20 protein-coding genes and 2 tRNA genes are annotated in these 26,280 nt (G+C 63.1%); 8 read left to right on the top strand and 14 right to left on the bottom strand.

Going from position 1 to position 26,280, the window contains the following annotated elements; translation table 11 throughout:
• Positions 1-13 precede the first annotated feature (13 nt).
• The 3 genes from KK131_RS12790 (at position 14) to KK131_RS12780 (ending at position 2,829) form a co-directional block, all read left to right on the top strand.
• Positions 14-96: transfer RNA gene (locus KK131_RS12790), tRNA-Leu, on the top strand.
• A gap of 156 nt (positions 97-252) precedes the next feature.
• The gene (locus KK131_RS12785; protein ID WP_214557103.1) at positions 253-1,203 is read left to right on the top strand and encodes a hypothetical protein; all 951 of its coding nucleotides are present in this window, start codon (positions 253-255) and stop codon (positions 1,201-1,203) included.
• Between the two features lie 6 nt (positions 1,204-1,209).
• On the top strand, positions 1,210-2,829 hold the full coding sequence (locus KK131_RS12780; RefSeq protein ID WP_214557102.1) for an N-6 DNA methylase: 1,620 nt from the start codon (positions 1,210-1,212) through the stop codon (positions 2,827-2,829).
• A gap of 19 nt (positions 2,830-2,848) precedes the next feature.
• Here the strand turns inward: KK131_RS12780 and KK131_RS12775 are convergent, their stop codons facing one another.
• Positions 2,849-3,448 (bottom strand): site-specific integrase, encoded by a 600-nt coding sequence (locus tag KK131_RS12775; RefSeq protein ID WP_214557101.1) that lies wholly within the window; start codon positions 3,446-3,448, stop codon positions 2,849-2,851.
• A gap of 354 nt (positions 3,449-3,802) precedes the next feature.
• Between KK131_RS12775 and KK131_RS12770 the strand changes: the two genes are divergently transcribed.
• Together KK131_RS12770 and KK131_RS12765 are read left to right on the top strand one after the other, a co-directional pair.
• Positions 3,803-4,156, top strand: a complete 354-nt coding sequence (locus KK131_RS12770; RefSeq protein ID WP_214557100.1) for a hypothetical protein — start codon at positions 3,803-3,805, stop codon at positions 4,154-4,156.
• 369 nt (positions 4,157-4,525) lie between these two features.
• Positions 4,526-5,512 (top strand): hypothetical protein, encoded by a 987-nt coding sequence (locus tag KK131_RS12765; RefSeq protein ID WP_214557099.1) that lies wholly within the window; start codon positions 4,526-4,528, stop codon positions 5,510-5,512.
• A gap of 183 nt (positions 5,513-5,695) precedes the next feature.
• Here KK131_RS12765 and KK131_RS12760 read toward each other — a convergent pair whose 3' ends face one another.
• The 7 genes from KK131_RS12760 to KK131_RS12730 form a co-directional block, all read right to left on the bottom strand.
• Positions 5,696-5,917 carry a hypothetical protein gene (locus tag KK131_RS12760; protein WP_214557098.1) on the bottom strand — a complete coding sequence of 74 codons (222 nt, stop codon included), beginning with the start codon at positions 5,915-5,917 and terminating at the stop codon, positions 5,696-5,698.
• Positions 5,914-6,117 (bottom strand): hypothetical protein, encoded by a 204-nt coding sequence (locus KK131_RS12755; protein ID WP_214557097.1) that lies wholly within the window; start codon positions 6,115-6,117, stop codon positions 5,914-5,916. The genes KK131_RS12760 and KK131_RS12755 overlap by 4 nt, the downstream gene beginning before the upstream one ends.
• Positions 6,118-7,124: 1,007 nt before the next feature.
• Positions 7,125-10,544, bottom strand: a complete 3,420-nt coding sequence (locus KK131_RS12750) for a type I restriction endonuclease subunit R (protein WP_214557096.1) — start codon at positions 10,542-10,544, stop codon at positions 7,125-7,127.
• Positions 10,545-10,564: 20 nt separating this feature from the next.
• Positions 10,565-11,701 (bottom strand): restriction endonuclease subunit S, encoded by a 1,137-nt coding sequence (locus KK131_RS17770; RefSeq protein WP_214557095.1) that lies wholly within the window; start codon positions 11,699-11,701, stop codon positions 10,565-10,567.
• Positions 11,698-13,812: a class I SAM-dependent DNA methyltransferase gene (locus KK131_RS12740; RefSeq protein ID WP_214557094.1), complete on the bottom strand. Its 2,115-nt coding sequence runs from the start codon at positions 13,810-13,812 to the stop codon at positions 11,698-11,700. Before KK131_RS12740 ends, KK131_RS17770 begins: the two co-directional genes overlap by 4 nt.
• A 3-nt stretch (positions 13,813-13,815) precedes the next feature.
• A complete protein-coding gene (locus tag KK131_RS12735) occupies positions 13,816-14,940 on the bottom strand; it encodes a Fic family protein (RefSeq protein WP_214557093.1) in 1,125 nt (374 codons plus the stop codon).
• A gap of 167 nt (positions 14,941-15,107) precedes the next feature.
• The gene (locus tag KK131_RS12730) at positions 15,108-17,045 is read right to left on the bottom strand and encodes an SUMF1/EgtB/PvdO family nonheme iron enzyme (RefSeq protein WP_214557092.1); all 1,938 of its coding nucleotides are present in this window, start codon (positions 17,043-17,045) and stop codon (positions 15,108-15,110) included.
• Positions 17,046-17,146: 101 nt separating this feature from the next.
• Between KK131_RS12730 and KK131_RS12725 the strand changes: the two genes are divergently transcribed.
• The gene (locus KK131_RS12725; RefSeq protein WP_214557091.1) at positions 17,147-18,262 is read left to right on the top strand and encodes an HRDC domain-containing protein; all 1,116 of its coding nucleotides are present in this window, start codon (positions 17,147-17,149) and stop codon (positions 18,260-18,262) included.
• A 60-nt stretch (positions 18,263-18,322) separates the two neighbouring features.
• A tRNA-Ala gene (locus KK131_RS12720) sits at positions 18,323-18,398 on the top strand.
• 71 nt (positions 18,399-18,469) lie between these two features.
• Here KK131_RS12720 and ppk1 read toward each other — a convergent pair.
• Positions 18,470-20,635, bottom strand: a complete 2,166-nt coding sequence (ppk1, locus tag KK131_RS12715) for a polyphosphate kinase 1 (protein WP_214557090.1) — start codon at positions 20,633-20,635, stop codon at positions 18,470-18,472.
• 244 nt (positions 20,636-20,879) lie between these two features.
• On the opposite strand from ppk1, the gene KK131_RS12710 reads away from it, so the two are divergent.
• Positions 20,880-22,124 carry an MFS transporter gene (locus KK131_RS12710; protein WP_345777252.1) on the top strand — a complete coding sequence of 415 codons (1,245 nt, stop codon included), beginning with the start codon at positions 20,880-20,882 and terminating at the stop codon, positions 22,122-22,124.
• A gap of 172 nt (positions 22,125-22,296) precedes the next feature.
• On the opposite strand, the gene murB is transcribed toward KK131_RS12710, so the two are convergent.
• The 5 genes from murB to KK131_RS12685 are packed head-to-tail and all read right to left on the bottom strand — an operon-like array spanning position 22,297 to position 26,239.
• Positions 22,297-23,325 carry a UDP-N-acetylmuramate dehydrogenase gene (gene murB / locus KK131_RS12705; protein WP_214557385.1) on the bottom strand — a complete coding sequence of 343 codons (1,029 nt, stop codon included), beginning with the start codon at positions 23,323-23,325 and terminating at the stop codon, positions 22,297-22,299.
• Positions 23,326-23,356: 31 nt separating this feature from the next.
• On the bottom strand, positions 23,357-24,394 hold the full coding sequence (locus KK131_RS12700; protein ID WP_214557089.1) for a quinone-dependent dihydroorotate dehydrogenase: 1,038 nt from the start codon (positions 24,392-24,394) through the stop codon (positions 23,357-23,359).
• Positions 24,395-24,397: 3 nt separating this feature from the next.
• Positions 24,398-25,180 (bottom strand): class I SAM-dependent methyltransferase, encoded by a 783-nt coding sequence (locus KK131_RS12695; RefSeq protein WP_214557088.1) that lies wholly within the window; start codon positions 25,178-25,180, stop codon positions 24,398-24,400.
• The gene (locus KK131_RS12690; RefSeq protein WP_214557087.1) at positions 25,173-25,928 is read right to left on the bottom strand and encodes an SDR family oxidoreductase; all 756 of its coding nucleotides are present in this window, start codon (positions 25,926-25,928) and stop codon (positions 25,173-25,175) included. Before KK131_RS12690 ends, KK131_RS12695 begins: the two co-directional genes overlap by 8 nt.
• An 8-nt stretch (positions 25,929-25,936) precedes the next feature.
• Positions 25,937-26,239 carry a DUF4190 domain-containing protein gene (locus KK131_RS12685; protein WP_214557086.1) on the bottom strand — a complete coding sequence of 101 codons (303 nt, stop codon included), beginning with the start codon at positions 26,237-26,239 and terminating at the stop codon, positions 25,937-25,939.
• Positions 26,240-26,280 lie beyond the last annotated feature (41 nt).

Raw genomic sequence — 26,280 nt, 5'->3', positions numbered from 1 at the left:
ATGATACCCGGATGCCGGCGTGGCGGAATGGTAGACGCGGTGGACTCAAAATCCACTGGCAGCGATGTCGTGGAGGTTCGAGTCCTCTCGCCGGTACAACTACTCTCATATAGTTGGCATCGAGCGCGCGCAGCGATCGACGAGCTGACTCGTCCTGAATCTCAACCTTTGAAACACCCGATACGCATTATGCGTAGACTCGGGCGAACGACGTTGCTACCTTCCTGCCGGAGAACAAACCGGAGAACAGGGATGGCAGCGCTTTCAAGTACCGCACCTACACTTGCATTCGACACTGACGACATACGCAAGTGGGGTTTCATATGGCGCATCGGAACCAAGCCTCGATCTGCAAGGACAGAAGGCGACGAGAGCAATGGGGACGAAGGCATCGGTGAACTCGACTCCGCTGCAAATGCGGACACTGACCAATTGCTCGAAGCCGACACCAACGCTCCGACCGAAGCCGCAGAAATTGCGCCTTCACCAGCTGGATTAGCTAACAACGGCACTTTGACTGCTGAAGAAGCAGGGTTGCCTGCCGAGTGGGCAGATATCGTCAGACAGGACAAGAAGTTCGCGTCCGCGTTCGACAAGAAACAAGGCATGGACTTCGGGCTTACATTCGACCGTGCCGTCGGGAAAGCCCTCTCGACTATGCTCGGAAATATCCCAGTAGCTGAATACAAGACAGCCTCCACGCTCTTACCACCTCAACCGGATTGCGTCGAGGTAGGACCCGCTCGGGTAATTGGTGGTGTACGTCCGCAGAATTTCGATGTCGCATACAGACCTGACGGCGTCCGAATCGCGTATGACAGCAAGACACTGAATGACCAAAAGAGTATTCAGAAGAACTGGCAGAACATGGTTAACGATCTCGGTACGGAGGCGACCACAGTTCACACGCGGTTCCCCTACGCGATTGTTGGTTTCCTTATCGCGGTTCCCAAGCCTGCCCTTCGTAGCTCTCAGCAGTTAGACATCATAAGGACACTCGAACGCCTAGCGACGCGTGAGTACGTGATAGATCAAAGTCATCTCGCAGAAGCGATTGCATTCGTGGTCTGGAACCCGGAAACGGGGGAAATTGATCCCGAAGTCCCGGCTGCTGACTCCCCCTTGAGATATGAAAAATTCATGAGCAAAATCCACCGCTGCTACGTAGAGCGGTACAAGGGTTTGCCACCGCACGACAAGTGAGTAATTTTGAAGAACCAACCGAGCCACGACAAACTTCGCGGTGGCTACTACACCCCGCAACCTATCGCTCACTACCTTGCAGAATGGGCAATTCGGAGCAAGGCAGATACGGTTCTTGAACCTTCGTGCGGCGACGGCAACATACTCATCGAGGCTGCAAAACGACTTCGCTCACTCCGGTCGACGACGACATTGACAGGGGTTGAGCTGTTCGACGAAGAGGCAAAGAAAGCTCGCGCCCGCCTGAAGGACGTTACCGGCAACGTAAAGACAAAGGTCCTTCACAGCAGTTTTTTCGATCACGCGGAGAAAGCCTTCGCCGATGGGACACGCTACGACGTCATCATTGGCAACCCACCCTTCGTTCGCTACCAAGATTTCCCAGAAGAACAACGGCAGCAGGCATTTGGTCTGATGCGTCGCATCGGGCTCAATCCAAGTCGACTATCCAACGCATGGTTGCCCTTCTTGGCAATTTCAGCGGCGCTGCTAACAGAACACGGTCGTTTGGCGCTCGTGATACCAGCGGAGCTGTTCCAAGTGGGATATGCAGCTGAAGTGCGACAGTACCTCGCAGAGTACTTCCCGCAAATCAATATAGTCGCTTTTGAGCGGCTGGTATTTCCTGATATTCAACAGGAAATCGTGCTAATTCTGGCAGATCGAGCGGTTACCCGGCAGCGCGGCATTCGTGTGCACGAAGTCGAGAACGCGTCCATGCTAAGCGACATTGATCTCGGTCGTTTGGCTAAGCGACCGATCAAGCCTGTCGACCACGCATCTGAGAAGTGGACCAAGTACTTTCTCGACAAGAGCGAGATTCTTCTCCTGCGCGAGCTACGGGAAAGAACAGATGTGCCTCAGTTGAGGAACTTCATCGACATTGATGTCGGTGTAGTAACGGGAGACAACGACTACTTCCTGCTTGATGCCGAAGATCGTTCTGTGCGCAAACTGGACGAATCGACGATTCCTATTGTCGGGCGATCTGCGGCGCTAGCCGGGATCGTTTTTGAAGAGAACGATTTCGATGCGTGGGTGGAATTGGGGAAGAAGGCACACATGTTCCTTCCGACACCGCCCCATGGTGCAGCTGTGAAGCGGTACATAAAACACGGAGAGGAGAAAGGTGTAAACACCGGATACAAGTGCGGGATACGTAAGGAGTGGTACGTCGTTCCATCTGTCTGGACACCCGACGTATTCTTCCTGCGACAAGCTGATCACTGCCCAAGGCTGGTCGCTAACCGGACGCGGGCGATCTGCACCGACACTTTACATCGGGGTCGGCTAGTGGATGGTGTCGCGGCGGATGTACTCGCGGCAGCGTTCAATAATTCGCTGACCTTCGCCGCATCTGAGGTCACGGGACGCAGCTATGGCGGTGGCGTCATGACATTTGAACCATCTGAGGTCGAGAAGCTACCACTGCCGATGGCTGGAATCGAAGCAGTGAATGTTCGCATCATCGATCGGCTGATTAGGAACAAGGAAACTGCGGCAGCACTTGATCTTGTTGATCGAGCTACTCTAATGGATGGGATGGGTCTGAATCAGCGCCAGGTCACTGCACTCCGTGGCATCTGGATGAAGCTGAAGGAACGAAGGCGCGGTAGAAAAAAGTGACCCGCTACCAGTTGCAATCCTAGATCAGATCGACAACACGCTTTTGTGCATCGGTGTTGTGCGCGATATACAGCTGGGTCGTCGACAGCGCTCGATGCCCGGCTAATTCTTGTATATCACGCAGTGACCCACCTGCTTCTGATATTCGCCTAGCTGCCATCGTGACGAAGTGCCGGCGACCGCTGTGGCTACTAGCGCCGGCGATACCCAGACTCGCGTAAACCTCCCGAAACCAGTTCACGATCGACTGCGCACGCATCCGTCCACCGCGCTCACTGCGCAAGATGAAGTCCTCTCGACTTGGCGACTGGTCAAACGTCGTCAGATATTCAGCTAGTGCTTCACGCGTCTCCGCCTTCAATGGAATTACCCTTCCGCTCAGCTTCTTAGCCGCCTCGTTCTCTAGACGAAGGGTTTCGCCGACCTCCCCTTCAGCGTCCAGCACCATTCGCCATCTAGCTTGGGCGATCTCGCTCGCACGCAGCCCGGCGAAGAAGCTTAGGCATGCGATGACCCGGTTTCGCTCTCGATGGCGTCCTTCGATGGATACCCAGCGAAGGAACCGCTGTACGTCTTTTGGGCTGACGTCGCGGGCGTGGCGGCGGATAGAACCAACCATGATTAACTCAGTATGAAATAGGTCGTCTCATTGATTTTGATACTTAGCTGCGCCGAAGTAAAGCGCCATAAGCAATTATTTGTCAATAAATATCAATAGCTTGTGCAAGCTTAGTATGAAACCCTGATTTCATACTAAGTTCTCAGGCGGAGCGAGCTTGATGGTCAGGGTTTCATAGCGTCCTACCCCATGCATGGCAGCGGCGCACGTCCGGCGAGGCAGCAAGATTTACACGGATCACAGTCGGAACCGCCATAACATTTCGGATTACACAACCTCCACAGTAAAATAGCCGCGCACTGGCGAGCCGCGAAACACCTCATCAGGGCGCACCAACCTAACAGGGGAAAACGAATGCACAAAATCGTCGCGGTATTTGGAGTTTTTTTGCTTTCACTAAGCGCAAACTCACATGCACAACAGGATGACCTACAGGAAAAATGCACTAAGGTGGGCGGCTACGTATCTAAGGCAGCTTCGATCCGACTTGACACGTCAACCACTAACGAAGAGAAGATAGTAGAGTTGATGCAAGAAGGATTGACCGTTAATCAAGCTATGTCTTTCCTCAATTACGTCACCATGCGTCCGACTGATTCTTCCGGATTGCTGCAAAAAGTCGCAGTAGATCATTGTTTAAAGAACGATTTTGAAGGCATAGATACCGACACGCGACTTCATCCGGTTGACGGTGGTGCCAGACCTTGACCTAACCAGAAAAGCCCAGCGCATGCTGGGTTTTTTGTGCATCCCAAGCGATATTTTGGGTTACGGTTAGAGTCTACCGTGACCAGTTCGAACTAGCCGTCAGTTTTTCACAGCAGGACGGAACCGGAGTTCGGCATTCACTGGCCACCTTCGCTCTCGGATGGTTCCCCTCTGCTCTTTTCTAATACTATTGTCCCAGCCGAGCGCCAGCGCACCTGAATTGCTGTCAATGCCAAGCCGCATCGCCCGGTAGACAACGCTTTCCGGCAACACAGTGTGCCGTGCTCCAGCAGCCGAGCGTCAGCTGTTCCGTTTATCGGTCGACGCTGTAACCATAGTCAGCGATAGTAGCCAGTAATCACCAGCCCAATGGCAAAAGATTTCGCCGAACTCAAGAGCACCAGAGCTGACCAGTTTGCATATCTGAGGCGGGTCGCTCCCGTTGATGGAAGCAAGCGCACAAAGACGGTCGTCCAACAGGCGTTGCGAGCATCCGGCGACAACGTGCTGGCAGACCGCATTGAGAACTGCAGGCGAGGAGCTTATTGCTCATCCATCTATTGCAAACTATGCAGAGATCGTTACGCGCATGCGCTGCATCAGCGGCTAGCGGTGCGGGCTGAGGAGCGACATCACAACCAGCACGATAGCGTGCACAGGACGTTTCGACACCTAACCGTAATCTTCGATGTAGTCGACCTACGCAGCCAAGAGTTCGGCGCTGCGATAGCCGCGACGAGAGGACGCCGGGCAGAGATAGCGGGATTGACTGCCGTTAAAAGCGCACTTGAACAAGCACGACGGGAAACCAAGGCGATGCGCCGACGATTTCCGCAACTATGGATGCAAGGAGCATTCGAGATCGAGGTGATCGACACGGGCACCCTGTATTCGATGGCATCGGACACTCGGAAGGCAAGACTGATCCGCGCTCTTATCGCTCGACGGCAGAACCCCGAAGAAGCCGCCAGAACGCAGGTGATAGTTCACTGTCATTGCGCCGTCGATGTCGCGGATGTCGATGCCGACGAGTTCCATCACTGGGTTCATGAACGGTGGTCATTACCCCATCAGGCACGCCTGTCGATGACCTATCACCCAGACAAGCAGAGCCTCGAAGCCAAGCTTTACAAGCTCGCCAGCTATTGCTTCAAGAATCGTCTGGCATACAACTTCAGCGACGAAACTAGCGGCTGGGAAGATGGCGAACGCATACCCTACGGCGAACTAGCCGACATGGTGCGAATCTATGAGCGACTCAGTGGCAAAGGACTCAATGGGTGGCTGCTTGGATGCAAGCCGGGAAGCTCGACCAACTCCCCTCTGCTACCGGTCAAACGCCATCATGACGCTTGATGAAAAGCCCAGTCGTCAGACTGGGCTTTTCATCAGTCACTGTCCAAGGTGAAAGCAGAACCCCAAAGGAGCCTGCTTCCACGCGCATTCATCAGCCGGATCATCCCGCAGAGGAGACGTCGCAGCGCCTCGCTTTCTGAGAGGTTGTTATATGCAGCGAACTGCTGAACTTCAGCGACAAGCTCACTTGGTAGTCGGTAGTTGCGATGACAGCCATAGCGTGTAGTCACCATTCTCCTCCCTCCGTTCGTAGACCACGCCACATGGTTGTTCCAGTCGCGGGGCATGCGCCGCCGCGAAGTCCATAACGGCATCACGCACATCCTTGAACCATGATTCATGAATTGCACCGTACGGATCACCCAGCACCTTCATCAATTCAATCCATTGCTCGAACGTCATCATTGATTGCTCCTCTTCTTTTCCAGTAAAACGACATGAACACTTTTCTTGTTTCTGATCATTGTTTTCAGTTCTTTGGTAACTCGTCGAAGACCCATCTCGTCTGACGCATCATGCTCGCCAACAAATTCGATCATCGTGTTAGCAAGCACTTGGACCAGTTCCGACTTCGTCTTCACCTTTCGCGGTTCAATCAAACTCATTCTTCTTTCTCTCCTATCAACAAGCGGGCACAGCCCGCTCGGCGCTAGCGCCGAGGTTCTATTTGGTTATCCCATTCATTACGGAAGGGTTCGTTGGACGCACTTTCCCTTGCACGGGGAAAGTGCGACCGGTCGTTACGTCTAGGGACGTCGTCGGCAGCGCGCTACAGGAACCTGCATTGCAGGAAGGGGCGGTTGTCCGATCTCCCTTTACCCAGTGCCTTCAGACAACGGGAATCTACGCAGGCAAGCGCGCCTACATCGCGTAGATACGAAGGTTGAGGTGTCACTCAGCGCCTTCATCGTGACGATAGGTTTAAGCACCCCGTTCGCCTTTGGTGCATCATGGTATGAAGTCGGGGATACTAGGTCTGATCACCGTTGGTGACCTCAAAGCAGAGCCATCGCGCACAAGTGGATTGGCGACTTCGTACCGGGCAGTGCTCTATGCACCAATCGTGTACGGGAGCGAAGTTCGCCGTACTACTATGTAGCTAACCGCGATCCCTGCCCAGCTAGGAACTGGCGTCATCCGCAGTACTTGGTTACCTTTGGTTTAGCTAATTTAGTTACTTACGTTGTTACTTACGTCATTCGTAAATTGTTGTTTTTCAACAAAATTCATTGACATTCGACGTACTCAAAATCCGCTTGTGGTGACACAGTGGAGGTTCGAGTCCTCTCACCGGTACCAATGACCAAGGCCCCTTCGGGGCCTTTGTTTTGTTCCGCAAATCCTGTCCGCGGCTGAGCCTGCCCCAGGTTCAGCCTCGGCCCGGGCCGGGCTTGCGCATCGAACACACCACCCACACGATCATCTCAGCGACGAGTTCATCGTCGGTCCCGCGCAGCGGGCCTGGCAAATCAAGCTGAACATGGAGCGGCGTGCAGCATCCGGGCCAAGTCATGCTGCACGCAGTCGCGGCATCCACTTCATGGCATCTGCCATACGCTGCGCTCCGGCAGGATGACGCCGTAGCGGCTACGGCCGGCAGGTCGCACCCGGCTTATGGAGCCGCCCGCGCGGCGTTACCGCGCAGCGCCTGCTGCCAGACGTGCTGATAGATGTGATCGGCTGCCGCTTGCTTGTCGGCTTCAGTGAAGGGCGGCGCCGGCAAGTCGGCGTAGACCTTGTCGAGAATGAAGGTCTCGACATCCGCCTTGGTCTGTTCCTTTTCCCAGAAGCGGTCGAGTTGCCCAAGGCGCTGCTGAATCGCGGCCAGCAGGTCGCGGCTGGCCTGCTTCACGCGTTCACGGTCCTTCTTGCTCAGGTCGTCGCGCCGGATCAGGTCGAACAGCGCCAGCTCCTCTTCGCTCAGCCCTTCGCGCAGGTGGCGGTCCTGCTCTTCGTCCAGGCTGTCGGCCAACTCCATCAGACGGCGGAAGGTTTCCTCGATGGTGATGCGGTTCTTGTCGTTGTTGTAGTCGGCCACGATGTCTTCGTAGCGCTGCTGGTAGTCCATGCGCGTCGCGTTCTTGCCCAGCATCTGCGCGAGCTTCGCCTCCACGATGTCGCGGATGTCCTTGAGCACCGTGGCCTTGTGCTTCACCTTTTTGGCGAACTCGTCGCGCAGCCTTTCCATGTTGATTCTGGACAGGTCATAGGTCCGTCCGGCAGTCTGGTCGCCACCCGGCGTTTCGGTGCGGATGGCGGCGTTGACGATGCGGTGCAGTTCCTTCAGCAGCGCCGTCACGTCTGCGGTGTCGCGGCGTTCGATGAGCTTCTTGTAGATCGCCTCGATGTTGTCGTGGCGCTCGGCATATTGCAGCGCGGTGGGTTCGGTCAGCAGCGCCTTGAAGCGGGTGAACACCTGCCGCGCCAGCACCTCGAAGCGGCGCTTGGCGCTGTCCGAGGTGTAGACGGCTTCCACGGCATCGCCGAACAATCCCGTCCGCACAAAACCGGTCGCGCCGGTGAATTGCGCAGGATCGAAGCCGAGGCTGCGCAAGTGCGCTTCGGTGGCTTCCAACGCCTCGATCAATGCCTGTACGCGCTCCTCGATGGGCACCACGATGTCATCGCCGCCCTCGCCGTCATCACCCAGCGCGTACTGCGCCAGCGCCTCGCGCAGGCTTTTCAGCATGCCGTTGTAATCCACGATCAGGCCGAAATCCTTGCCCGGATACACGCGGTTGGCGCGGGCGATGGCCTGCATCAGCGTGTGCGCCTTCATCGGTTTGTCCAGATACAGCGTGGACAGGCACTCCACGTCGAAGCCGGTCAGCCACATCGCGCAGACGATGGCGATGCGGAACGGGTGATCGGGCTTCTTGAACGCCTGCTCGATGTCGAGCCGCTCGCCGCCGGCGGTCTCGAAGCCCTGCTTCATCCGCGCGCGGTGCGGCACGATGTCGAAGTCCCAGCGCTTGAAGTCGGCCACCTCGTTTTGCGCCTCGCTGATGACGATCTCGATCAGCGTGGACTCCATCCACGCGGCCTGTTCGCGCAGGCGGTCGGCCTGCGCATTGAGCTGCGCGGCGGTGTCCGCATCGGTGGCGGCCTGCGCCTGCCGCTTGCGCACCTCGGCCTCCGCGCGGATGGCCGTGGCCTTCGCCTGCCAGCGCGGCGCGATGCGCTGGTACATGCGTGCGCAGGTGATCTTGTCCACGCACACGAACAGCGCCTTGCCCGATTGCCAGCGCGTCGCGCAGTGCTCCACGAAATCGGCGACGATGCGGTCCAGCCGCTCGTCGGCGGTGATGATTTCGTAATCCTTGCCCAGCAGCCTTTCCAGCAGCGCCTGCTGGTCGGGGTCCAGCTCGGCCTCCTCGATCTTGTCGGCGATGCGCGCATTCAGATCGGCGCAGGCCACGCCCAGCTTTTCGCCACGGTTTTCGTACACCAGCTTGACGGTGGCGCCGTCTGCCTCCGAGCGCTTGAAGTCGTAGCGCGACACGTAATCGCCGAAGATGCGCCGGGTCAGCTCGTCCTGCTTGAACAGCGGCGTGCCGGTGAAGCCGATGAAGGCCGCGTTGGGCAGCGCCAGGCGCATGTTGCGCGCGAGCCGCCCGGCCTGCGTGCGGTGCGCCTCGTCGGACAGCACGATGATGTCGTCGCGCTCGCTGTAGGGTTCGCCCGGCTTCACGTCCTGGTTGAACTTGTGGATCAGGCTGAATACATAGGCGTGGTTCTCGGCCAGGATGGTCTGCAATTCCTTGCCGCTGGCCGCGCGCGGCGTGGTCTTGTCGGCCAGACCGCAACCCGTGAAGGTCTGGTAGAGCTGATCGTCCAGATCGTTGCGGTCGGTCATCAGCAGGAAGGTGAAGTTGCCGGGCAGCTTGCGCCGCACCTTTTCGGTGAAGAACACCATGGAATACGACTTGCCGCTGCCCTGCGTGTGCCAGAACACGCCGAGGCGCCCGAGATCGGGATGCGCGCGCTCGATGATGTCCACCGGGCCTTGCGGGATGTAGCTTCCCGCTTCTTCCGCCGCCCTGGAGTACTTGTCTTGCTTGCGCCTCCGGGGCGCCTTGCGCGCCAGCGGCAGTTCGATCACGCGATGGCGCAGCCGTTCGCCGGGTGGCAGCTCGGCCTTGATCGCCTGCTGCCGCGCTACCGAGGCCACGGCGCGGTTCACGCCCAGCAACTGATGGTTGCGTGCCACCACCTTGCGCGTCGCGCCGGCGCGGCTGTCGTCGAACAGGATGAAGTTTTCGACAAGGTCCAACAGCCTGTCGTGCGCCAGCATGCCATTCAGCAGGCGCTCGGCATCCACGCGGCCGGCGTCGTCCTCGTCCAGCCGCTTCCACTCGTAGAAGTGTTCCCAGTGGCTGGTGATGGAGCCGTAGCGCGCACGGTCGCCGTTGGACACGATCAGGAAGGCGTTGTGGTGGAAGGCATGGCCGATCACCTGCTCGTCCATGTAGTCGCGCAGGTTGTTGTCGAAGCCGCTGCGGATGTTCTTGTAGACGGCCTTCAGCTCGATGAACACCAGCGGCAGGCCGTTGACGAAACACACCAGATCGGCGCGGCGGTTGTAGTGCGGCGTACGCAGGCCGGTGAGCTTCAATTCGCGCACGGCCAGAAAACGATTGCTGCCGGGCGCGTTATCGAAGTCGATCACGCGCGCGCGGCCGTTTTTCTGGTGGCCACTGGCGTCGCGCCAGGTCACCGGCACGCCATGGCGCAGCAGGCGGTAGAACTCGTGGTTGTGTTGCACCAGCGAGCGGCTGGCGTCGAAGGCGGTGAGCTGTCGCAGCGCGGATTCGATGGCGGTGTCCGGCAGCTCGGGATTCAAGCGCATTAGCGCCGCCCGAAGGTCGCGCGTCAGCACGGCTTCGGTGGTGTCCTTGCGGCCCAGCGTGCCGTCCGGCCCGAAGGTTTCGTGGTTGAAGGCATAGACGGACTCCCAGCCGAGCTTGGCCAGATGCTCGGCGAAGGTGGCCTGCACCAGCTGGTCCTCGCTGTTGATGCCTGTCGCCGCCATGCGCTACCCCCTGTGTCGCCTCATACGGTCAGCTCGCCGCTCATCAGCCGTGGCAGCAGCAGGTCGCGGGCCTTGGCTGCACTCGCAGACTGATCGACAAGCTTCGTGATCATCTCTCGCATTGGTGCAACTTGCTCAGCGAACTGCTCGCGCAGCATTCGTGTCGGAAGCTCGAAATGGAAGTCCGTGAGGAGCTTTGCACTTGCACTCTTCCTTGTTGAGCCTCCGCTCGATGAGCCAATGAACGACTGGTACTTGTCAGAGCTGAGAGTCATGAACAGGAAGAGCGGTGGAATTTTCTGCGGTTCGTTCACCATCAATCGAACCAGATACGACGCAAAAACCGCTTTCACGTCCTTCTCTACCAGCGCCACCTTACCGGGATCGGCCATCCTGATGACAAGCAAATCGCTGGGTGACAGCGCATATTTTTCGTAATCAAGTCCCTGTTCCGGGCAATACGGAACGGTGGACCAGTCGATGAAAGAGTGCTTGTTTATGTCAGTACCACGCAGAAACTTTGGCCCAACTTCCTCCACCGATGCGGAAGCCGTATAGCCGTATTGGGTTGAAACAACATCACCGAGATAGCACCGCTGCCACCCTTCGGGCAGGCCGTCGATGAACTGGGTGTGTTCGTGGCCGGGGAAGCGGAAGTGGACGAACCACTCGCGGTAGAGCAGCCGCGCCGCCTCTTCCAGCAACGCGATCCGCCGCCGGTTGTTTTCAATCAGGTCATCGTAGGCGGACAACGCGGATACAATCTTGCGCTGTGTTTGCAAATCAGGAACCGATACGTCGAGCGTGTGCAATACGTTCCGATTCACACCGGGCACGGCGGCTTTCTCCGAACGGTAGTTACGGAGCGTATTCCTCAAGAGGTACTCCGAAAATTTCGGATCGTTGCCCTTGAAGTCGATCACATAGAGCGACGTATTCAGCGGCCAATACGGTTCATCGAGAAAGAAAACCTCGCCAATGGTTCCATATCGCCCGGTGACGACACCGGGCGGATCGGCCATCGCCGTGTTGTGCCATCCGGTAATCCCCGACGACGAAACAACCGGCACGTCACCGGGCACACGTGCGCCCTCCGGCAAATCGTGACCACGCTTCAGCGTCAACACGTCACCAAGCGTGCTTGTGCGCCAGCTCACGCCCCCAACTCCTCAAAGTTCTTCGCAATCGTCGTCGCCAGCTTCGCCGCTTCCTCGTTCAAATCCCTGAGGTCGATGTGGATGGCGCGCAGGGTTCCCTCGAAGTCGAAATCCTCGTCCACTTCTTCCGGCGCCACGCCGACGTAGCGGCCGGGCGTGAGGCTGCCGTCGTGCGCGGCGACTTCTGCGCGGCTGACGCGCTTGACCAGGCCGGGCACGTCCACCAGTTCGGCATCCGGGAAGCGCTCCTGCAGCCAGTCGGCCTGCTTCACGAAGTAGCGGGTCAGGCGCAGGGCTTCGGCGGCATTGGCGCGCGCGGCCTCCAGCGCCTTCTTGCCCTTGTTGATGGCGGTGTTGTCCCAGTTCTCCGCATCCTTAGCATCGAGTTCCTTCACCGCCGTGTCGGCCGCGCGGGCGGCGAGCTTGGCTGCAAGGTCGATCTGTTTGGTGAGGTCGCGGCAACGCGTGGCCACGTCGTGCAACGCTTCGCGGGCCTTGTGCAGCTTGGCGTTGTCGGGCTTGGCGTTGGGTTTCCACGCCTTGGCGCGGGACTGGACTGCATCCGTCAGTGCTTGCGCATCGGCGGCCAAGGTGCCGCGGGTGGCGGTGAGTTCATCCCACGCCGCGTTGAAGCTCTCGGCCTGCTTGTTCTTGCGCTGTCGCTTGGCGAAGGGCTGCATGCGATCAAGCTGCGCGTTCAGTTCTTCACGGAAGGCGGTGAGCGGCGCGCGCACGACCTGGCCGTTGTCGAGCGCGCCTTGCAGGTAGCGCTGCACCAGGGCAAGGAAACGTTCGCGCTGCCCGCGATACAGCCAGACGATGGCGGCGATGTTCTGCTGCTGCTCAGGGCTGAAATCGACAATGGCGCGGGTGACCTTGTGGTAGATGCCGCGCGCGTCGAGCATCAGGATAGCGTCGCGGCGCTTTTTGTCGCGCTCCTTGGCGCGGTCGAAAAACCACAACTGGCACGGCACGGTGCGGGTGTAGAAGAAGTTGCCGCGGATGTCGATCATCACGTCCACGGCGCCGGTGTCTACCAGCCGTTGCCGCACGGCGGCTTCGTCGCGCCCGGCGCTGGAGGCCTGCGAGGACATCACCACGCCGGCACGGCCGTTGGCGTTCAAGTAGCCGTAGAAGTAGCTCAGCCACAGGTAGTTGGCGTTGGAAACCTTCTTGGCCTTGTTGACGCCCGGCAGACCAAACGGCAGGCGCGGGTCGCCCTTGATCTTGTCGGCGTCCACCTCGTCCACGTTGAACGGCGGGTTGGCCATGACGAAATCGCACTTGCCCACCAGCTCGTGCGGATCCTTGTAATAGGTGATGGCGTCGTTGCCGGCGCGGATGGAACCTTGCAGCCCGTGCACGGCCAGGTTGATCTGCGCCAGCTTCGCCGTGGTTTCGTTCTTCTCGTGGCCGTAGAAGGTGACGCGGGCCATGGGGTCGGCGCCTTCGGCCTCGATGAAGTGGCTGGACTGCACGAACATGCCGCCCGAGCCGCAGGCGGGGTCGAGCACGATGCCGTGGTCGGGCTCGATCACGTTGACGATGGTCTGCACGATGGAGGGCGGGGTGAAGAACTCGCCGTTGTCGTGCGCGCCCTGCTTGGAGAACTCGGCCAGGAAGTATTCGTAGATGCGGCCGAACACGTCGCCGCCCGCCGTGCGCAGGGCTTCGGTGTCGAACTTGCGCATCATGGATTCGAGCAGGTCGTCGTCGAACTTCTCGTATTCCTTCGGCAACTGGCCGGCGAGCGGCGGGAAGCGCGCTTCCACCGCTTCCATGGCGGCGACCAGCGCGTGGCCCAGGCTGCCGTCCTTGGGCTGTTCCAGGATCACGTCGTAGCGCGCGGCCTCGGGCAGGTTCATGGCGCGGCGCTGGGTGAAATCGGCATCGCGCAACGGGCGCTTGGGCATGCGGCCGGCCGCCTGGTCGGCGGCGATGGCCTTGCGCGCGGCGTAGTAGCGGTTGGTGGCGTGGCGCAGGAACAGCAAGCCCAGGATAGGCATGAAGTATTCGTTGGAGGCCAGCCCCGAGTTGGCGCGCAGCTGGTCGGCCAGCTTCCACAGGTCGGCGCCGAATTGGTCGAGGTGGGCGAAGTGATCGGCGGTCATGAATCAGTCTTTCCGGCTTGCTGTACTGCCATACGGCAGCACGGGATGGTCGTCGCTGGTGAGCAGGCGGACGAAGTTGGGATGCAGGAACAGCTTTTCGCGCCCGACCTTGACCTCCACCAGCATGCCCAGATCGGCCAGCTGCTTGAGGTAGACCGAGGCGGTCTGGCGCTTGGCGATGCCGCCGTCCACCAGGTTCTGGATGCGGCAGTACGGCTGCACGAACAGGGCATCGACCAGCTCGCGGCTGTAGATTTTCGGCGCGTGCGTGCGCACGAAGTCCGTGGCCTGCGCGTGCAAGGCCTGGATGGCGCGGATCTTGTCGCCGGTCCAGCGCGCGGTCTGGGCGACCGCATCGAGCATGAAGGCGATCCAGTCCTGCCACGCGCCGTCGCGGGTGACGGCAAGCAGCCGGCGGTAGTAGTCGATGCGATGGCGCAGGATGTGGCGGGACAGGTACAGCACGGGCTGATCCAGCAGTCCCTGCTCCACCAGCAGCAGCAGGTTGAGCACGCGGCCGGTGCGGCCGTTGCCGTCGAGGAACGGATGGATGGCCTCGAACTGGTAATGCGCGACGGCCATGCGGATCAGCGGATCGACGTCCGTGGCGTCGTGGATGAAACGCTCCCAGTTGGCGAGCTTGCCGCGCAGCAATGCCTCGCCCTGGGGCGGGGTGTAGACGACTTCGCCGGTCGCGGCATTCTTGAGTGCGGTACCGGGGACGCGGCGGACATCCATGTCGCGGTTCTTCAAGCGGCTGCACACACGTACGGCGGTGCCGGTGCCGAGCGGGCGCTCGGCCAGCGATTCGAAGCCTTCACGCAAGGCGGCGCGATAGTTCAGCGCTTCCTTGGTGGCCGGATCGGCGGCCTGCTCGTCCTGGGCGAAGCGGAACAAGGCATCACTGGTGGTGACGATGTTCTCGATCTCGCTGCTGGCCTGGGCTTCCAGCAAGGGAATGGTGTTGATGAGGACGGCCTGGTTGGGGATGGCGGCGCCGACGCTCTTGAGCTCGGCCAGGGCGGCGCGGGCCTCGATGCAGGCCTTGAGCAGGGGCCGCGATTCGATGTCAGCCGCCGGTGGCAGCGCCGGCAGGTCGTCATGGGGCCGCAGTGGATCAAAAGGCATGTCGATGGTTCCCCTAGGTCATCGACACGTTTTGACAACATGTCGAAGGCGTCGACATTAGCCTACAACACGTCGAAAAACAAACCATTTATCGACACATTAGACTCATGTGTCGACGAAAGGCTGTCCCTTCCCACCCCATCACAAACCAGCCCGACTTTTCTTGTCTACAGCTCCCGCACCACGCGGAAGCCCACGCGGCCGCTGCGCAGGTCGCCGTTGGCGCCCTGGCGGTAGGCCGAGTCCACCTGGTCCGGCGAACTGCCCCACGAGCCGCCACGCACCACGTGGGAGCGGCAACCGGGGTTGATCCAGGCGCTGCCGTCGTTTGGCGCACGGACATAGTTGTCGTGCCAGCAATCCTGCGTCCACTCGGACACGTTGCCGTTGATGTCGTACAGGCCGAACGGGTTGGCGGCGAAGCTCATCACCGGCGCCGGCCCCCAGTAACCGTCGCGGTAATTGCGGAAGGCATGGCTCCAGCGCCGGCCGCTGCGCGAGCGGTCGCCGGAGCCGGTCAGGTTCTCCACCTGGCGAGTGGGCACGTCGTCGCCCCACCAATAACGGCTGCTGGTGCCGCCGCGCAGCGCGTACTCGAACTCGGCCTCGCTGGGCAGCCGGTAGGTCTTGCCGGTGCGCTGGCCGAGCCAGTCGGCATATGCCTTGGCATCGTTCCAGGAGACGTTCACCACCGGCAGTCTGTCGTCGGCCTTGCGGCCGGCGTAGTCGTCCTGCCAGGTCGCGTCCGAATCGTCGTGCAGCGCGCCGCTGCGCTCGTCGTACACGCTGGCGCCGCCCAGCTTGACCGAGTCGGGCACGTAGCCGCTGGCACGTACGAATTCGCGGAACTCGCCCACAGTCACCGCGGTACGTGCCATCGCGAAACCCTTGCTGATGGTGACCGTGTGCTGCGGCATCTCGGCATCGGTGTGGTCTTCCCCGTCGGCCGGTGCGCCCATCCGGAAACTGCCGGTGGGAATCACCACCATCGTCGGTGTCTTGCCCGGCAGGTCGATGTAGCGATCGGCGAATACCTGGCCGGGCTTGTAGCTGGCGTACAACCGCGCATTGGTCAGCTGTTCGTCGAACGCCGCCAGCGCCGCCAAGCTCGGGGCGATCGCCCGCACCTGCGCCGCCAGCTTCGTCGCCAGCCCGACATTGCCGGCATCCAGTGCCGAGTGCGCCTGCGCCAGCACGCCGTTCGCACGCTGCTCGCGCATGTCGTCGACGCGCTTGTGCACGTCGATCATCTGCTGCGAACCGGGGCGGATCGCCTGCGCCCTGGCCAGCTCCCGGTCCGCGCCGGCAAAATCGTTCTGCGCCACTGCCGCCAGCGCACGGTCGAGCACCGCCCGCTGCACCTGGAAGATGCCCTGCTCGGCCACCGCATTCTGCGGGTCCAGCGCCTGCACCTCGCGGTACAGGTCCAGCGCACTGCCGCCGGCGGGCCGGTCGGCCCGGCCCTGCTGCAGCAGGCCGGCGGCCTTCGCCAGCATCGGCCGCACCTTCTCCAGGACCTTCAAGCTCGCTTCCAGCTGGGTCACTTCCGCTTCGGCATTCGGCAGCGTGCGCAGCGCGCCGAGCAGGTCCTGCGCCGCGTCGACGTCGCCCACCGCGATGTCCTGGTCGATCTCCGCCACCAGCCGCGCGCGCACGTCGAACAGGCCCTGCGCCGCGCGACGGCTGTCCGGCTTGTCCTTCAGCGCCTGCTGGAACAACGCGGCGGCGCTGTTCCCGTCGCCGACCAGTTGGCCGGCATGCAACGCCCTGGTCGCCCGCTCCAGCAGCGCCTGCACCTCGGGCGGGTCCGCACTCAACTGCTCGGGCAGGTTCGCGTTCTTGCTGCTGCGCGCGGCAATCACCGCTGTCGGCGCCAGCGTCAGCGGTGGCCCGGCATTGAGCTCGCCGATCGCCGACACCCGCTCCGGCTGCAGGCCGCTGCCCGGCGTGGCGGCCCCCAGCGACATCGAACGACGCGGTGCCTGGGTCGGGTTGACATGAAACAGCCGCGGAAAGAAGTGATACGTCAGCGCGAACCCCAGCACGATCACCCCGAGCGCCCCACCGAGAGTGCGCTGACGGCGCAGGGTTGCGTTGTTCGGCATAGATGGGCGTCCTTGGTGCGGCCTGTTATCGTGCGCTGCTCACCATAGGCACAAACCGCCGACAGGGCAATCCGCGCCACGCGCCTTTCCAAGGAGTACTGATGTCACCACCCGAAACCACTGCCGCCGACTGGATCGACCGCCCCGATGCGCTGCAGGCGTGGTTGGCCGCGATACCCGCCGACGCCGCCGTCGGCCTGGATACCGAGTTCATGCGCCGCAATACCTTCTATCCGCAACTGGCGCTGCTGCAGCTGGGCTGGAATGGGCGCTACGCCCTGATCGATCCGCTCGCGTTCGACATCGGCGCTGCGCTGCAGCCGCTGCTCGGTGCCGGCCCGGCGATGACCATCATGCACAGCGCCGGCGAGGACCTGGAAACCCTCGCTCCGCTGCTGCCGGACGGTCCGCACATCCTGTTCGACACCCAGATCGCCGCCGCCTTCGCCGGCATGGGCCTGGGCATGAGCTACCGCGCGCTGGTCGCCGAGTTGGCCGAGGTGGACCTGGACAAGGGCGAGACCCGTTCGGATTGGCTGCAACGCCCGCTTACCGACTCGCAACGCAGCTACGCCGCGCTGGATGTCGTGTACCTGAAAACCATCCACGAGCAGCTGGCCGAGCGCCTGCAGCAGCGCGACCGCAGCGCCTGGCATGCCGAAGACTGCGCGCGCCTGAAGCAGCGCGCCAGCCACCGCGGCGGCGACCCGCAGCCGCAACGCGCGCTGCGTGGCGCCGCCGACTGGCCGGTCGCGCAACAGGCCCTGCTGCGCCGCCTGCTGCTGTGGCGCGACCGCAGCGCGCGCCGCCTCGACGTGCCGCGTCCCTGGCTGCTCGACGACGCCCTGGCGCTGAGCCTGGCGCAACAGCCGCCGGCCAGCCCCGGCGATCTCGAACAGCGCAGCCGCGGCCAGCGTGCGCTGCGCGCCGCCCAGCGCAGCGAACTGTTCGAACTGCTGGCACCCGCGGTCGGCGCCGAGGAAATCGCCGCCACCGCGCGCATCCCCGGCCATCCGCAAGGCGAGGCGAAGAAAGCCCTCGGCGACATGAAACAGCTGATCGACACCCTCGCCGGCGAACTCGACCTGCCGCCCGGCCTGCTGTGCCCGCGCAAGGTGCTGGAGGAATACGTGGTCACCGCGGAATGGCCCGACTTCCTCGAAGGCTGGCGCCGCGACGTGCTGCACGGCCGCCTGGCCAGCCTGCTGCCCGGCTGAGCCTGGCACATCAGGTCTTGGCGAACCCCCACGCACGCTGCTAACATTCACTGCTTCCGTGGGGCGGTAGCTCAGCTGGGAGAGCGCCACGTTCGCATCGTGGAGGTCGTGGGTTCGATCCCCATCCGCTCCACCACGGATTTTACGATCGACGGAAAGCCGGCCTTGCGCCGGCTTTTTCGTGCGCGCAGGAAACCTGCGATTACCTCAGTGCGCGCTGCCGGCCGCTGCCCCGCACAGCTTCTCCATCAACTCGGCCTGCACATCGTGGACGGCCTCGTTATCGGCGGGTGCCGGATGAAGATATTCACCATCCGGCTGCAGCAACGACGCGCCGACGTTGTCCTCGAGGTACCGCTGCAGGGTGTTGCGCACGCGGTGCTGCAGCTTCTTGCCCTCGATCGGGAAGGCGGTTTCGACGCGGCGGTCCAGGTTGCGTTCCATCAGGTCGGCGCTGGACAGGTACAGCTGCGGCTCGCCGTCGTTGGCGAACCAGTAGGCGCGGCTGTGTTCGAGGAAGCGGCCGATGATCGAACGCACGCGGATGTTTTCGGAGACGCCTGCCACGCCGGGGCGCAGGCAGCAGATGCCGCGCACGATCAGGTCCACCTGCACGCCGGCGATGCTGGCCTTGTACAGCGCGCGGATGATCTTCGGCTCGGTCAGCGCGTTCACCTTGAGGATGATCTGCGCCGGCTTGCCGGCGGCGGCGTGCGCGGTTTCCTGCGCGATCAGTTCCAGCAGGGTCTTCTTCAGCGTGAACGGCGCATGCAGCAGCTTCTTCATGTGCAGCACCTTGCCCATGCCGGTGAGCTGGCTGAACAGCTTGTGCACGTCCTCGCACAATGCCTCGTCGGAGGTGAGCAGGCTGTAGTCGGTGTACAGGCGAGCGTTGCCGGTGTGGTAGTTGCCGGTGCCGAGGTGGGCGTAGCGCACCAGTTCGCTGCCCTCGCGGCGCTGGATCAGCACCAGCTTGGCGTGCGTCTTGATGCCGACCACACCGTAGATCACCATCGCGCCGGCCTGCTGCAGGCGCGAGGCAAGCGTGAGGTTGGATTCCTCGTCGAAGCGCGCACGCAGCTCCACCACCGCGGTCACTTCCTTGCCGGCGCGGGCGGCATCGACCAGCGCGTCGACAATCTCCGAATTCGCGTTGGTGCGGTACAGCGTCTGCTTGATCGCCAGCACCTGCGGGTCCTTCGCCGCCTGGCGCAGCAGATCGACCACCGGCGCGAACGACTCGTACGGGTGCAGCAACAGCACGTCCTGTTTGCCGATCACCTCGAACAGGTCCTCGGCATGTTGCAGCGCCTTCGGCAGCACCGGCGTGAACGGCAGGTATTGCAGTTGCGGATAGCTCACGTTGTTGGCGATGCGGAACAGCCGCGCCAGGTTCACCGGGCCGTTCACTTCGTATAGTTCCGACTCGGCGAGGCCGAACTGCCTGAGCAGGTGGTCGGTCAGATCCTTCGGGCAGTTGTCGGCCACCTCCAGCCGCACCGCGTCGCCGAAACGGCGCGAATACAGTTCGCCGCGCAACGCCAGCGCCAGGTCCTCGACGTCCTCCGGATCGAGCGTGAGGTCGGCGTTGCGGGTCAGCCGGAACTGGTAGCAGCCAAGCACCTGCATGCCGGGGAACAGCTCTTCCGCATGGGCATGGATGATCGAGGACAGCAGCACGTAGTTGTCGCCGCCCTCGCAGATTTCCAGCGGCATGCGGATCAGCCGCGGCAGCACGCGCGGCGCCGGCACGATCGCCAGGCCGGAGTCGCGGCCGAACGCATCCACGCCATCCAGCCGCACGATGAAGTTGAGGCTCTTGTTGACCAGCAGCGGAAACGGGTGGGTCGGGTCGAGCCCGATCGGGGTGACCAGCGGCGCCACCTCCTCGCGGAAATAACGGCGCACCCACAGCTTCTGCTTGTGCGTCCACTGCGTGCGCCGAACGATGCGGATGCCGTGCGTGACCAGTTCCGGCAGGATGCGCTCGTTGAGGATCGCGTATTGCCGTGCGATCTGCCGGTGCGCGATCTCGCTGATCTCGGCCAACGCACGCTTGGGCGGGATGCCGTCCGGGCCGATCATCTCGTGATCCAGCGCGATCTGGCCCTTCAGGCCGGCCACCCGGATCTCGAAGAACTCGTCCATGTTCGCGGAGAAGATCAGCAGGAACTTCAGCCGCTCCAGCAGCGGCGTGCGCTCGTCCAGCGCCTGGTCCAGCACGCGGATGTTGAACTGCAGCTGCGACAGCTCGCGGTGGATGTACAGCCGGCTGTCGGTGAGGTCCGGCCCTGGCATCGACGGCGCGGCATCGTTGGCGGCTGGCGCGGCAGCGTCGGTCGGCAAGGTTTCGCGAATCAGGCGGCTGCTCATCGGTACACCGGGTCCGGCAAGGGTGGATACAGCGTTCCCGCATGGTAGCCCGCCACGGACAAGGCGGGGCGGGCACGGCGCCAGCAGGTCAGGCCGCACTCAGCCTGCGGTATTTTCCTGACCGCAGGATGACACTTGCACCCGCGGCCAAACGACCGGCACATGCAGGCCGACGGTCGTTTGCCCTATGGTTGGCGCTCCCCATCGGTCCTGCCGCCGAACCCGCCCTGTCGATCGAACGCCCATGCAGACCCGCGTCGAAAGCGCCCCGCTGTCCCCCGCCGCCATTCCGTCGCCGACCGGAACACCCGCCACGGAGCGCACCCAGTTCGCGGTGCTCGGCGGGATCAGCTTCGCGCACATGCTCAACGACATGATCCAGTCGCTGATCCTGGCGATCTATCCGATCCTGAAACACGACTTCCAGCTCAACTTTGCGCAGGTCGGCCTGATCACGCTGACCTACCAGCTCACCGCCTCGCTGCTGCAACCGCTGGTCGGCACGGTCACCGACCGCCGGCCGATGCCGTACTCGCTGCCGGTCGGCATGGGTTTCACCCTCGGCGGCCTGCTGCTGCTCGCCACCGCGCCGAATTTTCCGGTGCTGCTGCTCGCCGCCGCGCTGGTCGGCACCGGCTCGTCGGTGTTCCACCCGGAATCCTCGCGGGTGGCGCGGATGGCGTCCGGCGGACGGCACGGCCTGGCGCAGTCGCTGTTCCAGGTCGGCGGCAACACCGGCTCGTCGCTGGGACCGCTGCTGGCCGCGTGGGTCATCGTGCCGCACGGGCGCGGCAGCGTGGCGTGGTTTTCGCTCGCCGCGCTGCTGGCGATCGTGGTGCTGCTGCAAGTGGGCCGCTGGTACAGCCATCACCACACCACCCGCGGCAAGTCGGCGGCGCGGCACCTCGCGGCGATGGCGCTGTCGCGCAGGCAGATCATCGGCGCGCTGGCGATCCTCGGCCTGCTGATCTTCTCCAAGTATTTCTACCTGGCCAGCCTCAGCAGCTATTACACCTTCTACCTGATCCACAAATTCGGCGTGTCGGTGCAGAGCGCGCAGGTGCACCTGTTCGTGTTCCTGTTCGCGGTGGCCGCCGGCTCGCTGATCGGCGGTCCGGTCGGCGACCGGATCGGGCGCAAGTGGGTGATCTGGGTGTCGATCCTCGGCGTGGCGCCGTTCACCCTGCTGCTGCCGCACGCGAACCTGATGTGGACTGGCGCGCTGACGGTGATCATCGGCCTGGTGCTGGCCTCGGCGTTCTCGGCGATCCTGGTCTACGCGCAGGAACTGCTGCCCGGCCGCGTCGGCATGATCTCGGGGCTGTTCTTCGGCCTGGCCTTCGGCATGGGCGGCATCGGCGCCGCCGTGCTCGGCGGACTGGCCGACGTGCACGGGATCGAATACGTCTACCGGCTGTGCGCGTACCTGCCGTTGATGGGGTTAATCACGGTGTTCTTGCCGGATATCGAGAAGCGGGCTCACGCGTAGCTTCGCTTTGCCTTTTGTTGTTCCAAAGCAACAGCTTTCGTCCTCCTTCGGAGGGCGAGTCATTAAGTAACTCGGGCGCCACCGGCGCACGAAAGCTCTTCGCTCTGAACACAGCAAGAGCATCGCGCACGGAGTGCGCTCCTACAAAAAAACCGCGCACGCCAACAGAAACTCAGTGCGCGCCGACCACGACCGGCTCCGGCTCCAGCTGCACGCCGAACTTCTCGCGCACGCCGTGCATCACCCGTTGCGCCAGCGCCCACAGCTGCGGCCCCGTCGCCTTGCCGTGGTTGACCAACACCAGCGCGTGGCGGTTGGAGATGCCGGCGTCGCCGTCGCGCAGGCCCTTGAAGCCGGCCGCTTCGATCAGCCACGCGGCGGACAGCTTGCTGCGGCCATCGGGCTGCGACCAGGCGGCCAGCGCGGGGTATTCGCGCTTCAGCGCGTCGGCCAGCGCCGCATCGACGATCGGGTTCTTGAAGAAGCTGCCGGCATTGCCGATCACCGCGGGATCGGGCAGCTTGCGCGTGCGCAGGTGCACCACCGCCTCGGCGACGTGGAACGGCGCGGGTTTGTCCACGCCCATGCGCGCCAGCTCCTCGGCGATGCCTGCGTAGTCGGTGCGCAGCGGACGGCTGCGCGGCAGCACGAAGCGCACGGCGGTGACGATGTAGCGGCCCGGTTCGTGCTTGAACAGCGAATCGCGGTAACCGAAGGCGCAGGTGGCGCGGTCCAGCGTCACCACGCGGCGTTCGCGGGTATCCCACGCTTCCACACTCTCGACGAATTCGGCCACCTCGCAGCCGTAGGCGCCGATGTTCTGGATCGGTGCGGCGCCGACGGTGCCGGGAATCAGGATGAGATTCTCCAGGCCGGCGTAGCCCTGCCCGAGGGTCCAGCGCACGAAGTCGTCCCAGCGTTCGCCGGCGGCCACCGCGATGCGCGCGCTGGCGCCGTCGCCTTCCACCTGCACGCCGCGGGTGGCCATGGCCAGCACGGTACCGTCGAAGTCGCCGGTGAACAGCAGGTTGCTGCCCTCGCCCAGCACCAGCAGGCGAGCGTTGCGCAGCGCGGGAAAGTCGAGCAGCTCGGGCAGCTTGCTGGCGTCGCGGATCTCCGCCAACAGCTTCGCCCGCGCGTCGACGCGCAACGTGTTGCGCGTCGCCAGCGAGGCGTTTTCGGTGAGCGTGTAACCGCCCATGTCCGTGCGCTCTGCAGGCATGTGAATACGTTCAGACGGCATCGGCGTCCTCGCGCTGGCGGCGGATTTCGTTCACGCACTCGGCGACCAGCCGCGGCCCGCGATAGATCAGGCCGGAATAGAGCTGCACCAGCGAGGCCCCCATCTCCATCTTCTCGGCGGCATCGCTGCCATCGAGGATGCCGCCCACGCCGATCAGCGGAACGCGGCCCTGCAGGCGCCGATGCATGCCGCTCAGCACCGCGGTGGAGCGGTCGAACAACGGCTTGCCGGACAACCCGCCGACTTCGTTGCCGTGCGGATCGTCGGCCACCGCCGCATGGTCGATCGTGGTGTTGCTGCAGATCACCCCGTCGATGCCGGTATGCAGCAGCACTTCGGCGATCGCGTCCAGTTCCGCCTCGCCGAGGTCCGGCGCGATCTTAAGCAGCATCGGCTTGCGTCGGCCATGCTGCGAGCCGAGCCGCTCCTGCGCCTCGCGCAGCACCGAGATGAAGCGGCGCAGCGTGGCCTCTTCCTGCAGGTCGCGCAGGCCCTGGGTATTCGGCGAGGAGATGTTCACCGTGACGTAGCTGGCCAGCTCGTACACGCGGGTCAGGCAGAGCAGGTAGTCGCTGACCGCCTTCTCGTTCGGCGTGTCCTTGTTCCTGCCGATGTTGATGCCGAGCACGCCGTGGTAGCTGGACTGCTGCACGTTGCGCACCAGCGCGTCGACGCCGGCGTTGTTGAAGCCCATGCGGTTGATGATCGCCTCGTGCCGCGGCAACCGGAACAGGCGCGGCCGGTCGTTGCCCGGTTGCGGCTTCGGCGTCACCGTGCCCACCTCGATGAAGCCGAAACCCAGCGCGTCGAGCGCGTCCAGGTGTTCGGCATTCTTGTCCAGGCCGGCGGCGAGCCCGACCGGGTTCGGAAAGGTGATGCCGAACACCTTGGTCGGCAGGTCCGCCGGCGGCCTGGCGATCCACTGCGAAAAACCGCTGCGCTGGGCCACGCCCAGCGCATACAAGGTGGCGCGATGCGCGGTCTCGGCATCGAGCTTGAACAGCAGCGGGCGCAGGATGTCGTACATGGATCAGGCCAGGTGGCCCGCAAAGATGCGGGTGTCGTAATCGAAGCTTACCGTGCCGTTTTCGGCACAGCTGTCGAACAGTTCGCGCAGCGCGCGCAGCATCGGTTCGTGCCGGGGATGGCCTGCCTTCGGCGCATACGAAGACGACATCAGGCGTCCGCGCAAGGCCTCGAAATCCAGCTGCTGCGCGTGTTCGAAACGGGCCGCGCCACGGAAGCCTGTACCGAACCAGGCGCGCATGCGCGCGTCGTCGGCGTAGCGTTCGGCCACGCTGGTGTAGTCGGTGCCATAGGCCAGCAGCAGCGCCTCGTAGCCTTCCAGGAAACGGGTGCCGGTGAGCCGGCGCGAGTTCCACCAGATCGCCGCCAGTCCATGCGGGCGCAGGATGCGGGCGAACTCGCGCCGCGCCGCGTCCTCGTCGAACCAATGGAACGCCTGCGCCACGGCGACCAGGTCCACGCTGGCGTCGGGCAAGCCGGTGGCGTCGGCGCCGCCGTCGACCGCATCGAAGCCCGCGTACGCCTGCAGCCAGCGTTCGGCGGCGGCACGCATCGGCGCATTCGGTTCCACCGCGGTCACCCGATAGCCGGCGTCGAGGAACAGCTTCGAGGAGATGCCGGTACCGGCGCCTATGTCCGCCACCCGCCAGCCGCTGTCCACGCCCTGCTCGCGCTGCAGCCAGTCCAGCAACGCTGCCGGATAGTCCGGCCGGTAGCGCACGTAGTCGTCCACGCGGTCGCTGAAGCGCGCGGTGGACTGCAGGGAAGCACTCTTCTCGTCAGCCATGGAGCATCTGTCCGCCGTCGACGACCAGGGTGTGGCCGGTGATCCAGCCTGCCCACGGCGAGGCGAGGAACAACGCGGCGTGGGCGATCTCCTCCGGTTTGCCGAAGCGGCCGAACGGGATCTTCGCCAGGGTGGCGCTGTAGAGCTCCGGCTGTTCCAGCTTGCGGCGCTCCCACAGGCCATCGGCAAACGCGATCGAACCCGGCGCGATCGCGTTGACGCGGATGCGATGTTCCGCCAGTGCCAGCGCCTGCGAGGTGGTGTACTGGCTCAGCGCCGCCTTCACCGCCGCATACGCCGCGCCGTTCGCGCGCGGGCGGAACGCGGCGATCGAGCTGGTGTGCAGGATGCATCCGTGCGGCGAGGCCTTGAGGTGCGGCAAGGCCGCGCGCGACGCGCGCACTGCGGCCATCAGGTCCACGTTGAAACCGGCGCTCCACGCCTCGTCGCCGTCGTCGAAACCGTAGCCGCTGGCGTTGTTGACCAGCACGTCGATGCCGCCCAGCGCGGCAGCCGCATCCGCCACATAGGCGTCGATGGCGCGGGCGTCGGCCAGGTCGCAGCTCTGCGCATGCACCGGCACGCCGTGGGCAGCGAGCGCCTGGCGGGTTTCCTCCAGTGCCGCCACGCCGCGGGCGCAAATCGACACGGCCGCGCCAGCTTCGGCGAAGCCCAGTGCGATGCTGCGGCCGATGCCGCGGCTGCCGCCGGCGACGACGATGCGATACCCGGTGAATTCAAAAGGCATGCGCGGCATCAATGCCAGTTCGAGAAGGCGAAACCGAAGATCAGTGCAGCAATGACCACGAACATCAGCAGCACGCCCAGCAGCAGTTGCACGTAGCCGAGCACCAGCCCGGCCACGGCCATGCCGTCGCCCTCAATGCGGGCATCGGGCGGACTGCGGCGGATCTCGCTGCGCGCCAGGTGGCCGCAGATGATCGCCACGATCGCGCCCACGAACGGCAGCACGCACCAGGCCAGGATGCCGAACACCAGGCTCACCACGGCCAGCGAACTGGTGCCGGTGCCCGGACGGTAAGACGGTTGATAGCTCATCGGATCGCTCACTCATGTCGAGGTGGTGGATCAGCGCCGTC

Source organism: Rhodanobacter sp. LX-99, assembly GCF_018599185.1.
Taxonomy (GTDB): Bacteria; Pseudomonadota; Gammaproteobacteria; order Xanthomonadales; family Rhodanobacteraceae; genus Rhodanobacter.
Note: the sequence above shows the minus strand (reverse complement) of the source record. Positions and strands in the feature narration are given on the sequence as shown.

Coding starts and splice junctions, on each gene's coding strand:
- KK131_RS12760 (WP_214557098.1), bottom strand. CDS start 5,917: ATGATGACGTTCGAGCAATGGATTGAATTGATGAAGGTGCTGGGTGAT.
- KK131_RS12685 (WP_214557086.1), bottom strand. CDS start 26,239: ATGAGCTATCAACCGTCTTACCGTCCGGGCACCGGCACCAGTTCGCTG.
- KK131_RS12730 (WP_214557092.1), bottom strand. CDS start 17,045: ATGCCGAACAACGCAACCCTGCGCCGTCAGCGCACTCTCGGTGGGGCG.
- KK131_RS12725 (WP_214557091.1), top strand. CDS start 17,147: ATGTCACCACCCGAAACCACTGCCGCCGACTGGATCGACCGCCCCGAT.
- KK131_RS12695 (WP_214557088.1), bottom strand. CDS start 25,180: ATGGCTGACGAGAAGAGTGCTTCCCTGCAGTCCACCGCGCGCTTCAGC.
- KK131_RS12700 (WP_214557089.1), bottom strand. CDS start 24,394: ATGTACGACATCCTGCGCCCGCTGCTGTTCAAGCTCGATGCCGAGACC.
- KK131_RS12740 (WP_214557094.1), bottom strand. CDS start 13,812: ATGACCGCCGATCACTTCGCCCACCTCGACCAATTCGGCGCCGACCTG.
- KK131_RS12765 (WP_214557099.1), top strand. CDS start 4,526: ATGGCAAAAGATTTCGCCGAACTCAAGAGCACCAGAGCTGACCAGTTT.
- KK131_RS12735 (WP_214557093.1), bottom strand. CDS start 14,940: ATGCCTTTTGATCCACTGCGGCCCCATGACGACCTGCCGGCGCTGCCA.
- KK131_RS12710 (WP_345777252.1), top strand. CDS start 20,880: ATGCAGACCCGCGTCGAAAGCGCCCCGCTGTCCCCCGCCGCCATTCCG.
- murB (WP_214557385.1), bottom strand. CDS start 23,325: ATGGGCGGTTACACGCTCACCGAAAACGCCTCGCTGGCGACGCGCAAC.
- ppk1 (WP_214557090.1), bottom strand. CDS start 20,635: ATGAGCAGCCGCCTGATTCGCGAAACCTTGCCGACCGACGCTGCCGCG.
- KK131_RS12690 (WP_214557087.1), bottom strand. CDS start 25,928: ATGCCTTTTGAATTCACCGGGTATCGCATCGTCGTCGCCGGCGGCAGC.
- KK131_RS12775 (WP_214557101.1), bottom strand. CDS start 3,448: ATGGTTGGTTCTATCCGCCGCCACGCCCGCGACGTCAGCCCAAAAGAC.
- KK131_RS12750 (WP_214557096.1), bottom strand. CDS start 10,544: ATGGCGGCGACAGGCATCAACAGCGAGGACCAGCTGGTGCAGGCCACC.
- KK131_RS12770 (WP_214557100.1), top strand. CDS start 3,803: ATGCACAAAATCGTCGCGGTATTTGGAGTTTTTTTGCTTTCACTAAGC.
- KK131_RS12785 (WP_214557103.1), top strand. CDS start 253: ATGGCAGCGCTTTCAAGTACCGCACCTACACTTGCATTCGACACTGAC.
- KK131_RS12755 (WP_214557097.1), bottom strand. CDS start 6,117: ATGAGTTTGATTGAACCGCGAAAGGTGAAGACGAAGTCGGAACTGGTC.